Source organism: Nocardia sp. NPDC004860, assembly GCF_040609015.1.
Classification (GTDB): Bacteria; Actinomycetota; Actinomycetes; order Mycobacteriales; family Mycobacteriaceae; genus Nocardia.
Genome location: NZ_JBEXJI010000005.1, coordinates 374,337 through 389,976 on the forward strand (window position 1 = coordinate 374,337; position 15,640 = coordinate 389,976).

Consider the following 15,640-nt stretch of genomic DNA (forward strand, 5'->3'; position numbering starts at 1 on the left):
GCCTAACGGACCAGCGCGCCAACCGCAGGGTTCTGGGCGACCGGTCGCGCACGCCGGGTGCCGAGCAGGAACAGCGCCACCAGCAGCACGCTGAACCAGACGTAGGTGTTGCCGATGAGGTGCTGCCAAGGCGTCCAGTGCGATTCGCGATGTTCGCCGTCCGGGAGCCAATTCTGCGGGCCGATCACGAAGATCGCGGCCGTGATCGCGGTGACCAGATACCAGCCCGCGGCACGGCGCCAGGGCAACCGGGTCGCGTAGCCGAGCATCGCCAGCAGGGCCGGGGCGATCCAGATCCAGTGGTGCGACCAGGAGATCGGGGACACCAGCAGCGTGAAGACCGCGTTGATCCCGAGGGCCAGCGGCGGGAAGTCCGCCGCGCGGCGCATGGCGGGCACCACCAGCGCCAGCAGTGCGGCGCTCATTACCAGCCACAGAATCGTGAGCAGTGGCTTGTGGATCTCGAACCGAGCCAGCACCGCCTGAATCGACTGATTGGTGTGGAATGCCGAACCGCTGAGCCCCGACACATTGCCCAACCCGCCGAACCAGTACTTCACCGACGCCTGCGGCAACACGGCAAAGGTCAGCGCGGTAGCGACGGCACCGGTGATCGCGGCCGTGACGGCGGCCTTGTAATCACGCCGGATCAGGAAGTAGAGGATGAACGCGGCCGGCGTCAGCTTCACCGCGGCCGCGATGCCGATCAGCATGCCGCGCCGCCATTTCGGCTTCTCCGTCAGGCAGTCGGCCACCACGAGCACCATCAGCAGCAGATTGACCTGCCCGAAATCCAGCGTCGAGTGGGTCGGCTCCAGCAGCAGGGCCAGCGGCGTGGCGCAGGCGGTCACCCACAGCCCGAGCCGCTGCCGGCTCTCCCCCGGCCACACCCGCAGCGCCACCAGATAGAACGAAATCGCCAGCGCGGCCACCGAGGTCACGAAGAACCCGGTACGAGCCACGTCCCAGGGCAACGCCGCGAACGGCGACAGCACCAGCGCGGAGAACGGCGGATAGATGAAGGGCAGCCCGATCCCGATCGTGGTCTGCGGCAACTGCCCGTACATATCGCCGCCGTGCCATAGCGTCTGCACGCCCAGCCGATACACCTGCAGGTCGATGAACCCACCGGTGATCTGCTTGAACGGCCACACGGGCAGCATCAGGCACAGCGCGGTGAAGGCCACACACAACGCCGGAACCAGCCACATCACCCGCCCGAAACGGCGGGTCAGCGACTTCGGGTCAGCAACAGCGGTAGAACAACTCATCCGACATCACATTATCGGCGTCCCCTCCCAGGCGTGCACCCGCACCCACCGAGACTCGCCAATGGGTATCGATGCCGGTCGCAGACAGCCGCGCGCACCGCTCGGACCAGCGCAGCCGCCGCGTCCGTGTGGGGCTCCCGACCGCTAGTCCCGCCGCCGGGACGACTCCGATGCCGTATCGGGGTTCGGCTCGTCCGTGCCCGCGGCACACGTATCGGATGCGGAGGCAACACGTTCGAGCGCCTCGATATCTTTCTCGATGACGCCGTAGAGCAGATAGGCGAGCACGAAGCCGATGATGCCGCCGATGCACAGGATCCGGACCGCCCAGATAATGGATTCGATCTCCGCGCCCGGAAGGAAGGTTATGCCGGTCACGCCGACCAGCGGCACCGCGGCCGCCACGGTGAGGTAGAAACCGGTGCGCCCGGCGAGGCAGCCCAGGTGGTCGATATCGGCGGCGTCGGACCTTCCGTGCACCAGGAAAAGGGGATACAGGCACCGCACCACGTACCAGGTGACCGCGAAATACGGATATGCCACCGCGATTGCGCCGCACACGACGACCGCCAGCACGGAATGCACGTAGGTGCCGCGTGGAACGCCGCCGGCGATCAGGTTCAGCAGCGCCGGGATGATCACGCCGCAGAGCACCCAGAACACGAAGGCGATCCGCGCCGCCCGGCTGCCGAGCCGCAGCGCATCGATACGCGTCCGAGTGAGGGTCTCGTCGCTGAAAGTCCATCCGATGCGCAGACCAATGGGTACGATAATGAGGCGGCGCGACGCGTAGAGAATCAGGATTCCGCCCACCGCGATAGCGAGCGGAATCAGTATCGAGGCGACATAGTCGAACGACCGCTGGGCTGCGGGCGTGAGCTTACTGATGATGAGCGTTTTGTTGTAGTAATAGTTGTACCCAGCCGCCACCACATTCGGTATTCCGATCGCTATCGCGATCATCGGCAGCGGCCACAGCGGTCCGGTCGGCCGCCGGGAGTGCTGCGGCGGGTCGACCAGATCCCGGGCCCGGGGGTCGAGGCACAGCTCGAATTGCTGAGCCAGCTCCGCCCCATTGGCCCACCGATCGTCCCGTCGTGGCGACAGGCAGGTCAGCAGCACACGGCGCAGCGAGGCCGGGCAGTCGGCGGGCAGGTCGTCCAGGAATTCCGGGGCGATCGGGCGGCGGCGGAGCGCGAGCTCCTGCTCGACATAGTCCTGCGAATCCTTCGCCTCGACCCGGGGGAACGGCCGCCGCCCGGTCAGCAGCTCCCACAGCACGACGCCGAGGGCGTAGATGTCACTGCGCGTGTCCAAGTCGTCGACCGTGCCGGACAGCGTCGGGTGGCTCGCCGCGAGATGCTCGGGCGACATGTAGGCCAGGGACCCGCCGAAGTACGCCACCGGACTGCTGCCCGCGAGGTGGTCGCTGAAACTGATATTGAAATCGGCCAGCTTCGGCACACCGTCGGCGGAGAGCAGGATGTTCGCTGGCTTGATGTCGCGGTGCAGTACACCCCGTCGTTCGGCGTAGTCCAGCGCCTCGGCGAGCCGGCGTCCGAGCCAGGCCACGGTCTCCGGCCACGACAGGGCGGCGATTTCCTCACGCACCCGCAGGCCCGTGGTGCGGATCTCGCCCTTCTCCTCCAATGCCGCGTCGACGGCGTCCAGCAGCAACCGCCCGCTGCGCAGCTCCGGCGGGGTCGCGCGGACCCGCTTCAGCACCGCCGCCAGCGTTCCACCCGGCAGGTACTGCATGTACAAGAGCTTCAGCCCGCGGTCCGGCAGCACCCGCTGGTCGTAGACCCGAACGATGTACTCGTGCTCCAACCGGGCGAGCGTCTGGGGTTCGAAGCCGTGGTCCGTGGAAACCTTCACCGCCACCAGTCGCTGCATCGAGCGCTGCCGCGCCAGGAACACCTTGGCGAACGAACCGTGGCCCAACTCCAGCAGCAGATCGAAATCGTCGATCCGATCCCCCGGCTCGAGTTCCTCACTCACGATCGGCGCGCTCGACCGCTCACTCACCGCCCGATCGGCCAATGGATCGAAGGCAGCGGTGGCATCGCCGGTCGGCCGATCACCCATTGCGCATCACCTCGAGCTGAAACCCCGAGCCATGATCGATTTTATCGCGCGGCGAGTTGCAGAGCGCACCGATCTTCGTGGAGCCGGGGGCCATCCATGGGCACGGATACGACGGAAATCCGAGTGGCCGCCGCCGGTGGACGAGCCGGGTCAGGGCACCGGGCGATGCGAATGGCGATGAATTGCACAACTTCCCGGGCCAGGCATCGGAATTGCGTTGCGAGTCAGTGAAATACGTCCTCTTCGGGCAGCGGCGCTCCGTTCACGGTAGCGGCGGACGGGCCCGGGAAGCTGCCGAGGGAAGGGGTCCTCACCAGCCGTTTCGGGGGTGGGGCGGGACTTGTCGGTGGGGTCACATACCTTGGGCGCATCGTGATCGACCGGGAGGGAGAACGATGGCCTCGAATCCGAGTGCCACGCCGGGTGAACCGGCTTGGGAAAGCGCTTCTGTGGTGCGGGTTTTGCCCGCTGTCGCGCCGCGGAAATTGAACAAGGTGCCGTTCGTCGAGCTGGCCGACGGACGCCTGCAGGGGGTGGTGTCGAGCGGCTCCGATATCTCACGGGTGTACGTGGCATCGGTGACCGCGGGGACCCACGGGCTGAGCTGCAGCACCAACAACAACCGGCCGTGCGGCGGGTTGAACCAGGGGTGGGCCTGCAAGCATCTGGACGCGCTGATCGATGAAGCGGTGCTCCAGTACGGGCAGGACCGGGTGGCGCGGTTCCTGCGGGTCGAGGTCCCCGAGGGCTCTCGACTTGCCCACTGTCTCAATGGAACTCGTGATCCGGCTCCGGCCGCCGCGGTGTTCAGCCGGTTCCTGCGGCATCTGACCTATCTGGAGCTGCCGGGTAGCACGGCGCCGATTCCGGAGCTGCACTGGTTCCCGGCGGGGGTGGGTCGCTGATGCAGGCGGTACAACTGGCCGCGCTGGTGGATGCGCCCGCCGGCGTAGAGGCAGCCCTGGACGCGGTGAGCGGGTTCGATTCCGCTCTGGTCAATGGCTTCGCCCGGGTTTCCGAACCGCAGAGCGCGGCGCTGGCGGCACTGGCCGCGGCGGTGGCGGGTTCGCCTCTGGCCGAGGCGGTTTCGGCGGCGGTGTCGAAGGTGAGCACGGGCGCGATCGGCGCGGATGAGCTGTCGGCGCTGGCCGCCGCCCGGGCCGCCCTGCTGGGCGCGGTGCACGACGCACTGGTCGGCCAGGCCGATACGGCCATGGGCCGCAATCGATCCGAGTGGACGGCGTCGCCGGATGCGGCCGCACCGAGCCCGCTCGTGGCGGGTTCCCGCGCCTGGCTGGGTGAACTGGCCATCGCCGGATGGCGCGGCGTGGACCACGACCTGGTGGCAGCCGCGGATCAGACCGTGGAGTCGCTGCTGGCCGAACCCGCGCTGCGGCGGCTGGCGATGCTGCTGGACGGCTTCACCGCCGAACTGGGCGCGTCCGCACCGATCGCCACCATGGACCGGGTGCCCGCGCGACGCTGGGCCGATCTGTGGACGCGCGCCCTGCTGCTGTCCTGGCGCGGCGCGGAATCCGCTGCCACCGAGCCGGTTTCGGGTCGTCTGCTCCCGCTCGGCGTGGACCTGCACGAGCACGGGACCGCCGTACAGGCACAGGTGCACGGCGTGCTCGAGGTCGCGGGCGCACCGGCCCGCCGGGTGCGGGTGTCGGTGGCGGCGGCCAAGGTGGACACCATTGTGGGACCGGCGGTGTGGCAGCTGCTGGGCGCGCATCGCCAGTTGCTCACCGCGCTGGCCAGGCAGCGCACGCTGGAGCTCACCGACATGCCGCTGACGGCGACCGGTGACCTGCTGTGGGATGACGATCGGGCGAAGGCCGGGGAGGCCGCCGATCCGTTCGTCACCGCCACCGTGCAACTGCCGCAGGCGCAGGCCCCGGCCGTCGCGCCGCTGGATCGCGATCCGGTGCACATCGCCGAACCGGTTGTGCTCGAGGGGTACCGGTTCCGCGACGGCGTACTGGAGATGGGTGAGCAGCGGATCCGGGTGGAGCTGGACGCGCTCCCGTCCGCCGGTCCGCTCACTCCGGCCGGGCTGACCGGGTCCAGCGCCATGATCGGATTGCTGCGCTGGGATGCGGGCGTCTGGTCGGTGCGGCCGCTGGCCGTGCAGCGCAAGGTCAAGGGTGCGCTCACCGCGTTCCACAACGGTGATTGGGCGCTGGGCCCGACGGATCCGAAAGTCGCCAAGGCACAGGCCAAGTCGGGCGATGCCGTGGCGGTGCTGCGCGAGCGCGCGGGACGGTTGCTGCGCAAATGACGAATCATGAAACGCGACGCCAGATCCTGTACTGGCGTCTCCTGGCCGGTGTCTTCACCGGAGATCAGCAACCGGCGCTGGAGCAGGCCAGCGCGGGCATCGTCGACGATCTGGGTCTGCCGCTGGCCGTACTCGATCCGGGCATCTCCATCGACAATGTGGTGCAACGCTATCCGGAGATGCAAGCGGAGTTCGAAAGCCTCGACTTCTCCGAGAACGGGGACTCCGCGACCGAGGGGGCGGCGGCCGAAGACGCCGGGAACGAGACCGAAGCCGCCGCGCCCCAGTCCATCGGCGCGGCCGATGTCCGCAGCGCCGCACTGGTTTCCAAGCTGCTGCTGAACGTCTTCGCCACCGGCTCCGGCCAGGTCAGCGCCACCCAGCTGGCGGGCTGGCAGTCCGATGCGAACTGGCTGCGGCGCTGCCTGGGCGAGGAGCAGGCCGGCGCCGTGCAAGGCGTGCTCACCGGCCTGGAAGGTGAGCTGGTGTCCCGCATGCGGCTGCGCGAGGTACTCGCCGATCCGCACCTGGCCGCCCAGCTCACCCCGAGCATGTCGCTCATCGAACAACTGTTGCGCGACAAGCACAATCTGTCCGGCGTGGCCCTGGCCAATGCCAAACGCCTCATCCGCCGCTACATCGACGAGGTCGCCGAAGTGCTGCGCACCCAGGTGCAGCAGACCAGTGTGGGCACCGTCGACCGCTCGGTCCCGCCCAAGCGCATCCTGCGCAATCTGGATGTGGACCGGACGATCTGGAAGAACCTGCCCAACTGGAACCCCCAGGACGAGCGGCTGTACGTCGACCGGCTCTACTACCGTCAGACCGCCAAGCGCACCGTCCCCGCCCGCATGATCGTGGTGGTGGACCAGTCCGGCTCCATGGTCGACTCCATGGTGAACTGCACCATCCTGGCGTCGATCTTCGCGGGCCTGCCCAAGGTCGATGTACATCTCATCGCCTACGACACCCGCGCCCTGGATCTCACCCCGTGGGTGCACGACCCGTTCGAGGTACTGTTGCGCACCAATCTCGGTGGCGGCAACGACGGCCCGGTCGCCATGGCCATGGCCCAGCCCAAGATCACCGACCCGAAGAACACCGTGCTGGTGTGGATTTCGGACTTCTACGAGTTCGATCGCTCCCAGCCGCTGTTCGAGGCCATGGAGGCGGTGCACCGCTCCGGGGTGAAGCTCATCCCGGTCGGCTCGGTGAACAGCTCCGGCCACCAGAGCGTCAACCCGTGGTTCCGCGAACGGTTCAAAAACCTTGGCACCCCGGTGATTTCCGGACGCATCCAGAAGCTCGTGCACGAACTCAAGAACTTTCTCGACTAGGAGACCAGCCATCATGAACGACGTTTTGCGCGCCCCCGCCGAGGTCAAGTACGCCGAGGAACTGGATTGGCTGGAGTCCATCGACGACGGCCCCAAGCCGTTCGCGTGGCGGCTGAGCCCGAAGATGGTGCGGCTGTTCATACTCGGCTCCGAACGCGCCGACGGACTGGACCGCGAGGTGGAGCAGAAGTGGTTCGGTGACCGCAGTTTCGTCGAGCGCAGCATTGTCACGCTGGCCTCGGACCGGGGTCTGCTGCTCATCGGCGATCCGGGTACCGGCAAGAGCTGGCTGGCCGAGCTGCTGTCGGCGGCCATCAGCCGCAATTCCACGCTGGTGGTGCAGGGCACCGCCGGCACCACCGAGGACCACATCAAGTACTCGTGGAACATCTCCATGGTCATCGCCAAGGGTCAGTCGCGGGAGTCGATGATCCCGTCCCCGATCATGACCGCCATGGAGCAGGGCGTGATCGGCCGCTTCGAGGAGCTCACCCGCTCCACCAGCGATGTGCAGGACGCGCTGATCTCCATCCTGTCGGAGAAGTACGTCTCGATCCCCGAGCTCGATGACGACAATGTGGTGTTCGCGCAGCCGGGCTTCTCCATCATCGCCACCGCCAACAGCCGCGACCGCGGCGTGAACGACCTGTCCTCGGCACTCAAGCGGCGCTTCAATTTCGTGCGAATTCCGGTGGTGTCCAACAAGAAGAGCGAGGCGGAGATCGTGCGCTTCCGCACCGCGGAACTGCTGCGCCGCCACTCCATCGAGCTGGAACTGCCGCCCACGCTGCTCGACATCCTGCTGGAGAGCTTCGCCGATCTGCGCGCCGCCGCGGCCGCCGCCACCAGCGACGACGACAAGCTGGAGTCGGCGCTGTCCACCGCCGAGCAGATCGGCGTGCTCGAGGACGCCATCCTGCACAGCCAGTTCTTCGGTGCGAAGGAACTGCGCGCGGAGACCCTCGCCGGTTCGCTGGTCGGCTCGCTGGCCCGGCGCACGCCCGAGGACCTGGCCATTCTCAACAAGTACCTGCACGGCGTCGTCGAGCCGCGCACCAAGGACAAGAAGGGCGATGCCGCCTGGGGCGAATTCCTCGAGGGCGGCCGGGCGGCGATCGCGAGGCTGTCGTGAACGTGTCCGACACCCGGCCCGCGCCGAATACCTTTGCCGCGCTGCGAGATCAGCTGGCGGACGCGGCCGTCGCGTTCGCCGGCGCACCCGGGGCGGCGGGCGACATCCTGGCGGGCATCGTCGACGATGTCGACCGGGCGCTGTCGGAGCGGCTGGAGATCTTCCCGGTCTGCCACCACTCGCCCGCCTCCGGTCTGGCCATGGTGCGACGGCTGCGCGAGAAGCAGCCGAGCGTCATCTACCTGGAACTGTGCGAGGACATGCGGCCGCTGCTGGACGAGCTGCGCAACTGCCGCCTGCCGATTGCGCTGCAGGCCTTCGCCACCGAGATCGAGGGCTTTCCCGCGGAATGGGCGCCGCTGTCGGTGGTCGCGCCGATCACCGAATCGTCGGCCGAGTACCAGGCCATCGCCTACGCGCTCGATACGCCGGGCGTCGAACTGGTGCTGGTGGATCGGTCCACCGATCACGTCTTCCAGTGGGCTCCCGAGACGAAGCAGTCCGAGACACCCGCCGGCGGCGAGCAGCCCGAGGACGACGGCCTGCACGGCGGCGCGGTCGGCCTCGAAATCGGTGATCTGCGACCGCGTTTCGCCGAACTGGAAGAACACCTGCTGCACCACGGCAAGGTCCGGCACTGGTCGGAATGGTGGGACCAGTACGTCGAGCAGCCCCTGGTGGACGCCGACTACGACACCTACCGCCAGGTCATGGTGATGATCGGCAGCCTGTTCCGGCGGCTGCGGCGCGGCAGCACCGTCGAGGACGAGGACCGCGAACGGTACATGTGGACCCGCATGCGCGAACACCTGGCCGCCAACGACATCGATCCGGCACAGGCGTTGTACGTGTGCGGCGCGGCCCATGCGGCCAGCCCGGTCGAACAGTTCGGACTGGCCGCGTCGGAGCCGTTCGAGATCTCGCCGCGCTCGGCCACCACATGGCACTACGGGCTGATCCCGTCCAGCCACTCCGCCATCGAGGCGCAGTTCGGGCTGGCCGGCGGCGCGGTGTCGATCGCGGCAGCCACCTGGGCGAAGGGGTTGCGGCGCGGCAAATTGCAGTCGTTCCAGCTGGAAGGCCAGCAGGGAGCGAAGAAGCGCGCCAAGCAGCCGCCCCTTCCGGCGGAATCGGAAGCCGAAGTGACGGACCGGCTTTCGGGCTTCCTGTCCCGGCCACCGGTGCTGGACCCGCTCGACGAGGCCGAGCTCCTGGAGTGGTCGGTGGATATCGTCCGGCTGGCCCGGCGCAACGGCTACCTGGCCAGCACCGCCGACGCCATCGCCATCTTCGAGACCTCGATCCTGCTGGCGGGCTTGCGCAATCGTGCCCGTCCGACGCCGTACGACTTCCAGGACGCGGCCGTCACCTGCCTCGAGAAGGACCGGGTGCCGGGGCGGCGGGATGTGCGGCGGCTGTGCGAGATCCTGCTCGGCGGCGACCGCATCGGCCAGGTCGGGTACGCGGCGCTGCCGCCACTGGCCCGCGACGTGCTCGACCGGCTGGCACCGCTGGGACTGGATCTGTCCAAGCGGACGCTGCAACGCGCTCTGCTGGACCTGAAGGCGAATCCGGACCTGCGGCCGTGCTCGAATCTGCTGTGGCTGCTGCGCAGGCTGCTGCCGCAGGACGCGCTGCGGCCCATCATGGGCTCGCGCGGACTGGGTGAGACCTCGATCCAGGAGAGCTGGGACATCGGGCTCGGCAAACACCAGCGCTCACTGGTGGAGCTCGGGTACGAGGGCGTGTCGGTGGAGCAGGTGCTGGAGCAGCGCCTGCGGCGCGCGGTCGCCGCGCTGGACGCGACCGCGGCCGTGGCGCTGGGCGCGGTCGAGGACGCGCTGGTGTATCTGGGCTCGGTCCGGCTCGCCGACGAGCTGGGCCACCGCGCGGTCGAACTCCTCGCCGCGGAACGGACAGTGGACGACGCGCCCGTCGTGCTGCGACGGATCCGGGTGCTGCTCAACTACTTCCGCTCCACCGAGGACGGCCTACCGGCATGGTGCGAACGGTTCGTGACAGCGGGATACGCGCACTACTGCACCCTGCTGCCCACCGCCTTCGCCGCGGAGGAGACCGGGCCAGGGCAGGTGGCGGCGATGCTGGGCTTCCTGTTCGGGATGGAGAATCTGGCGCTGTCGCTGGGCTGCGATCACACCCAGCTGGAACTGGCGGTGCTGCAATCACATCCGGAGGCGCCGGCCAAGGTGGCCCTGCTGTGGGCGGCGCGGTTCCAGCTCGGCCTGCTGACCATGGCCGAGCTGCGCGCGCGGTGCGACGGGATGCTGGCCAATCCGCTGGTGCTGCCGACGGTTCCGCAGTACGTGAGCGGTTTCGTGCAGGCCATCGACCCGGCTCCGGCACTGAAACCCTTTGTGGTGGAACTGTTGTCGAAGGCCTTCGGCACGCTGCCGGACACGGTGCTGCTGCCCTGGCTGCCGAAGTTGATCACCACCCTGAAGGATCAGGCGGGCGACCTGATTCCGGGCCTGGTCCGGGAAGCGGGCCGTACCTTCCCCGGCGCGTTGCCCGCCGTGGACGCCTTCGTCCCGCCCTGGTCGGCCGAATTCACCACGGCCGCACCGCCGGTGGCCGCGGCGCCGCGCGGGCCGGTCACCGAACTGCTGGCCGTTCACCCCGCCGCGTGTGACGCGCTCAGCGGACTGCTCGGCATCGAGGGCGGCTGGCAGAAGGCCGGCCCGGCCGGAAACCACGAGGTAGCCGGCCTGCTCGAGCGGTTCCCCGGCACCGCTGCGGCATTGACCGCGCTGCTCGGCGTGCCGGCCGCGCGGAGCTGACGCGGGTCCGGCCGGCTCGTCCTTCCGACGGACGGCCGGCCGGACAGTCATTCGAACCGTGCATTGCTGGTAGGCGGGCCGCACAGCACAATTCATACGGTTCGGTCTCGAATTCGGGAGCGCCTCGCGCAGGGCGCGAGAACACGTTACAGTCCGCCCGTGAAATATCTTGTGGGATGCGCAATGGCCCTGTCGTTCGCGGCGGGTTCACCGGTGGCGCAGGCGGATTCCGCACCGACCTGTACCGACACCCCGAACGCCTACACCGCCGGCTGGCAAACCGGCTGGGCCACATATCAGGCCGAGCAGAAGAGTCCGTCGTCCGGCACGTCGTCGCGGACGGTCGATCTGCCGATCACCATCAATGCGCCGATCGCCAAGGTATGGACGGTGTACTCGAACCTGCGCAACGACATCGGGCGGCATCCTTTCCTGAAGGACATCATCACGCATCGCACCTGCACCGACGGCGTCACCGAAACCATCGATTTCACCGCGCTGGAGAACGTTCCGATGGGCTCGGTCGACTACCCCGCGAAAACCCAGGCCGAACAGCGCCTCTATCCGGCTGATCATTACTACCTGACCGACAGCTATGACTCGCCCGGAATCATCACCCATCAGAAGATCACCTTCGTCGACAACGGCAACGGCACCACCACGGTGAACGAGCACCTCACCTTCATCGCCAACCCGCTGCTCATCAACTTCACCGTCGACAATGGCGTTTCATCCCACCAGGCGTACCAGGCCGCCCTGAAACGCGACATCGAAAACGGCACCCTCTGAATGCGACAAGGCCCGGTCCTCATGGACCGGGCCTTTCTCGTTTTGCACGCCAGAAAGTGACTGCTGAGCAAATTTCGGCCTCCGGAACTTCCGGCCCGGCGAGCGAGCGACCTTGACATCCTCTGCAAAAGTGTGTGCACTTTAGGGAGCTAACCGATCCTTAAGGGGTTTCCATGTCGTCGCAGCGTTGGTGTCTCGTCCAATTCGTCGAGAACAACCGAGCCGAGCCGAGCATCGGCGTGCTCGCCGACGGCAAGGTCTGTCGAGCGCCGCAGTCGCTGTCCGGTCGCACCCTCCTGGAAGTCGTCGACCGGTGGGAGGAGTTCACGCCACTGCTCCGGAATCTCCAGCTCCCGGCACTCGAGGTCGCGCCGGACGCCGAGCTGATCGCCCCCCTCACCTACCCCCGCAAGATCCTCTGCGCCGGGGCGAACTACTACGGGCACGCGCAGGAAATGGGCACCCAGCGCCCGGACCCCGACGCCGAGCCGTTCTTCTTCCTCAAGCCGCCGACAACGACCGTGGTGGGTGCGCACGACGACGTGCGGCTGCCGGACAACGCGGACGTCGACTGGGAGGCCGAGCTGGCCGTCGTCATCGGCACGGGCGGGCGCGATATCGACGAGCGCACAGCCCTCGAGCACGTCGCGGGCTACACCGTCGCCAACGACCTGTCCGCACGCGGACGGTTCCCGAGGAAGGATGCGGTCCTCCCGCCGTTCGGCTGGGACTGGTTCCAGCACAAGGCATTCGACGGATCGTGCCCGCTGGGGCCCGGAATCGTCCCCGGCTGGCAGATCGGCGACCCACACGACCTCACCATTCGGCTGACCGTCAACGGTGAGATCAAGCAGGAAGCATCCACCGCCGACATGGTGATCACGGTGCCACGGCTGATCGCCGCCGCAAGCCGCGTTCTGACACTCGAGCCGGGCGACGTCATCCTGACCGGAACACCGGCCGGAGTGGGCATGCCGCACAAGACCTTCCTGCGGGTCGGCGACCTGGTCGTCACCGAGATCGACGGTATCGGCCGACTGGAGAACGCCATGGTCGCGTCATGACCACGGCGACAGTGCCGTCGCAGGAGTCGGTGGTGCCGTCGCAGGAGTCGGTCTCGTCGGCCGAGAACGTCCTCACCCTCCTCATCGCTCTGCGCGAGCACGGCCGGTTGCGAGTGGCCGACGCCGCCCAGCTGTTGTCGGTGACGCCCCCTACCGCACACCGGCTGTTGTCCACCCTCAAGCGACACGAGTTCGCTGAACAGGACCGGAAACGTGCCTACCTGCCCGGACCTCGGCTGGCGCAGTTGCCGTCGGGCGCCGAGCCGCCGCACGACCTGGGCGGCCTGGCCCGCCCCTACCTGGCGGCGCTGTCGCGCACGGTGGGCGACACAACGTTTCTGGTGACGTTGCAGGGCAACGGCTGCCGCTTCATCGACGGTGTGGAGAGCGACCGCGCGCTCCGAGTCGGCAGCCGCGTCGGACTCCTGCTCCCCGCGCACACCACCTCGGGCGGCAAGGTGCTCCTGGCCCAGCTTCCGGACACCGAACTGGTCGCGCTCTACCCCAACCGCCATGTCCGTATGCGCGATGGCTCGATGCGTGATCTTGTCACGCTCCGTCGTGAGCTCGGTGTGGTCCGCCGGAACGGTTATGCCCTCTGCCTCGAGGAAAGCGAGCAGTGCGTGAACGCCGTCGGCGTCCCGGTCACCACCCGGTCGGGCAAGGTCATCGCCGCGGTCGTGCTGGCGTGCCCGTCGGCGAGCTCGAACCGCCGGCACCTCGTCGATCTCGTGCCCGACGCCAGGGCGACCGCGACCGCGATCGCGGAGAACCTCACCTGATCCGCCGTGGCCCGCCCATCACCGCGATGGGCGGGCCCGAAGCGGCCATACCGATACAGGCCAGCCGGACCTCACGTGCGAGGCTTCATGCCCGCACCCATCCGCCGTCGACAACCAAGGTCTGACCGGTAATGAAGGCCGCGTCGTCCGAAGCCAGAAACGACATCGCCCCGACCAGGTCATGGGGCTCCTGGACCCGTTTGATCGCCTGCTGCTGAGCGAGCACATCGAACCATGCCGCTTGCGGGCCGCTCTCGGTGGTGGGCGTGCGCACCAGACCCGGGGCGATCGTGTTCACCGTGACCCCGTGCGCTCCGACCTCGGCCGCGAGGGACCGGGAGAACCCGATCACCCCGCCCTTGCTCGCGGTGTAGTGCGTATTGAGTCCGATGCCGGAATGGAAGGTGGTCGAGGAGACACTGATGACGCGACCCCAGCCCCGCTGGACCATGCAGGGAACGAAGGCCTGCCCCAGCAGGAACAACGAGTTGAGGTTCACCCCCAGCACCCGCTGCCATTCCGCCCAGCTCATCCCGATGAAAGCGGTGGCCGGGTAGATACCCGCATTGTTCACCAGCACGTCCACCGGCCCGAGCTCGACCTCGACCTCGGCGGCGAATGCGCGCACGGACTCGGGCGAAGACACATCGCAATGGGCGGCGAACCCCCGGCCGCCCGCCTTCTCGATCAGGCGCACGGTCTCGTCCGCAGGTCCGACGTCGGCGATGGCAACCACATGTCCATCCGCGGCCAGGCGCTCGGCGAACGCCTGGCCGATGCCGGCAGCGCCCCCGGTGACGACCGCGACGCGTCCCTTCGCGTTGCGCGCGGTCATGCGAACACCGGCGCCAGGTCGAAGAAGACCCGGTATTCGTCGATCAGGCCGCTATCGCCGACGGTCCAGATCGACGCCACCGGGATCGACACCTTCCGGCCGTCCTTACGCGTGTATGTGACCGTGAGTTCGACGATCGTGTCGTTGCCCACGACCCACTCGTTGACGATGTCGTGATGCATCCCATCGATCGTGCCGAAGAAGCCGGCACAGCCCGCCGCGACCGCACTACGGCCCTCCAGAGCGGGGACATTGCCGAAGGTGATCCTGCCGTCGGGTGCGAAGAACTCGGCAAAACCCTCGGCGTCGAGAGTGTCGACCGCCTGTAGTGCTGCGGCGGTCAAAGCGCTGGTCATGGTGGATCCTTTCGGGTAGAAGTGCATACACCTTGACTCTCGGTAGTGACGCCGGTCACGTTGGATGCTCGCGGATTTCACCTAGCGGAACGAGTTCTCGGCGGGGCTACCGACTTTTGCTTCCAGCGTGGCGCCGCCAACCCCAGGTGCATACAGTTACCTGTCATGCCCTCCCCCATCACCCGGTCCCTCGATATCCAGGTTGTCGACGCCGCGCGAGCCTTGGCCGCATTGGGGCTCGTCGACGCGTTCGGGCACGTGTCAGCCAGGGACGGCGACCACATGGTCATCACCCCTGCGGCCGATCTGGCGACCGTCGCGCCTTCGGACTGTCTCCGCGTCCCGTTGCACGCCACGGCTCTGCCATCCGGCTGCCCGGCCGAAGCGTGGGCCCATCTGGCCCTCTACCAGCGCTACCCGGCGACCGGAGCGATCGCTCGTGCCCAGCCCGCGTCGTCGCTGGCCGTCGGCATGCGCACCGACCGTGTCGCCCCGACGCATGGTCAGGCGTGCTGGCTCGGCGACTCCATTCCGGTGTATCCGTCCGCGCTGCTGGTCCGCGAGGCCGACCGCGGCCGCCGGCTCGCCGAGGCGATGGGGTCGGCGGACGCGATGATTCTGCGGGGCAACGGTGCGATCGCGATGGGCAGCGACCCGGCCACGGCAGTGGCCACCATGTCGGTGCTGGCGGCAGCCTGCACCGTCTGGCTCGAGATGAAGGGCGAACCCGCCGCGCCCCTGTCGGCAGAGGAAATCCGCTCGTGGCAGGCCGTCAAGCCGGAGCTGCTGCCCCGGCTGGGAGCGCACCTGCTGCGCAGAACGGCAGCGGTGGGGCCCGGGCCCCCGGCCGCGCCCCCCCGCCGGGGGCCCGGCGGGCGCCCCGGCCGCCGGGGGCGGGCGCCCCCCC

Annotated in this window: 13 protein-coding genes; 9 read left to right on the forward strand and 4 right to left on the reverse strand. The window is 68.2% G+C overall.

Annotated features, from left to right (window positions below):
• Positions 1 to 2: 2 nt before the first annotated feature.
• Together ABZV44_RS14430 and ABZV44_RS14435 are read right to left on the reverse strand one after the other, a co-directional pair.
• A complete protein-coding gene (locus ABZV44_RS14430; RefSeq protein ID WP_354835966.1) occupies positions 3 to 1,271 on the reverse strand; it encodes a glycosyltransferase 87 family protein in 1,269 nt (422 codons plus the stop codon).
• Positions 1,272 to 1,415: 144 nt separating this feature from the next.
• Positions 1,416 to 3,359: a serine/threonine-protein kinase gene (locus ABZV44_RS14435; protein WP_354835968.1), complete on the reverse strand. Its 1,944-nt coding sequence runs from the start codon at positions 3,357 to 3,359 to the stop codon at positions 1,416 to 1,418.
• Positions 3,360 to 3,853: 494 nt separating this feature from the next.
• On the opposite strand from ABZV44_RS14435, the gene ABZV44_RS14440 reads away from it, so the two are divergent.
• The 8 genes from ABZV44_RS14440 to ABZV44_RS14475 all read left to right on the forward strand — a co-directional run bounded on the left by ABZV44_RS14440 (position 3,854) and on the right by ABZV44_RS14475 (position 13,542).
• Positions 3,854 to 4,264, forward strand: coding sequence for a hypothetical protein (locus ABZV44_RS14440; RefSeq protein WP_354835970.1), 411 nt, complete (start codon positions 3,854 to 3,856; stop codon positions 4,262 to 4,264).
• Positions 4,264 to 5,640, forward strand: coding sequence for a hypothetical protein (locus tag ABZV44_RS14445; RefSeq protein ID WP_354835972.1), 1,377 nt, complete (start codon positions 4,264 to 4,266; stop codon positions 5,638 to 5,640). Before ABZV44_RS14440 ends, ABZV44_RS14445 begins: the two co-directional genes overlap by 1 nt.
• Entirely contained in the window at positions 5,637 to 6,977 is a 1,341-nt protein-coding gene (locus tag ABZV44_RS14450; RefSeq protein WP_354835974.1) for a VWA domain-containing protein, read from the forward strand. Before ABZV44_RS14445 ends, ABZV44_RS14450 begins: the two co-directional genes overlap by 4 nt.
• A gap of 13 nt (positions 6,978 to 6,990) precedes the next feature.
• A complete protein-coding gene (locus ABZV44_RS14455) occupies positions 6,991 to 8,109 on the forward strand; it encodes an AAA family ATPase (protein WP_354835976.1) in 1,119 nt (372 codons plus the stop codon).
• On the forward strand, positions 8,106 to 10,907 hold the full coding sequence (locus ABZV44_RS14460) for a DUF5682 family protein (RefSeq protein WP_354835978.1): 2,802 nt from the start codon (positions 8,106 to 8,108) through the stop codon (positions 10,905 to 10,907). The genes ABZV44_RS14455 and ABZV44_RS14460 overlap by 4 nt, the downstream gene beginning before the upstream one ends.
• A 159-nt stretch (positions 10,908 to 11,066) precedes the next feature.
• Positions 11,067 to 11,696 (forward strand): hypothetical protein, encoded by a 630-nt coding sequence (locus ABZV44_RS14465; RefSeq protein WP_354835980.1) that lies wholly within the window; start codon positions 11,067 to 11,069, stop codon positions 11,694 to 11,696.
• A 173-nt stretch (positions 11,697 to 11,869) separates the two neighbouring features.
• On the forward strand, positions 11,870 to 12,760 hold the full coding sequence (locus tag ABZV44_RS14470; RefSeq protein ID WP_354835982.1) for a fumarylacetoacetate hydrolase family protein: 891 nt from the start codon (positions 11,870 to 11,872) through the stop codon (positions 12,758 to 12,760).
• A complete protein-coding gene (locus tag ABZV44_RS14475) occupies positions 12,757 to 13,542 on the forward strand; it encodes an IclR family transcriptional regulator (RefSeq protein ID WP_354835984.1) in 786 nt (261 codons plus the stop codon). Before ABZV44_RS14470 ends, ABZV44_RS14475 begins: the two co-directional genes overlap by 4 nt.
• Positions 13,543 to 13,627: 85 nt before the next feature.
• Here ABZV44_RS14475 and ABZV44_RS14480 read toward each other — a convergent pair whose 3' ends face one another.
• Both ABZV44_RS14480 and ABZV44_RS14485 read right to left on the reverse strand, forming a co-directional pair.
• Positions 13,628 to 14,377: a 3-oxoacyl-ACP reductase family protein gene (locus ABZV44_RS14480; RefSeq protein WP_354835986.1), complete on the reverse strand. Its 750-nt coding sequence runs from the start codon at positions 14,375 to 14,377 to the stop codon at positions 13,628 to 13,630.
• Entirely contained in the window at positions 14,374 to 14,733 is a 360-nt protein-coding gene (locus ABZV44_RS14485; protein ID WP_354835988.1) for a nuclear transport factor 2 family protein, read from the reverse strand. Before ABZV44_RS14485 ends, ABZV44_RS14480 begins: the two co-directional genes overlap by 4 nt.
• Before the next feature lie 165 nt (positions 14,734 to 14,898).
• Here ABZV44_RS14485 and ABZV44_RS14490 point away from each other — a divergent pair.
• On the forward strand, positions 14,899 to 15,640 hold a 742-nt coding region (locus ABZV44_RS14490), incomplete at its 3' end, for a class II aldolase/adducin family protein (protein WP_354835990.1).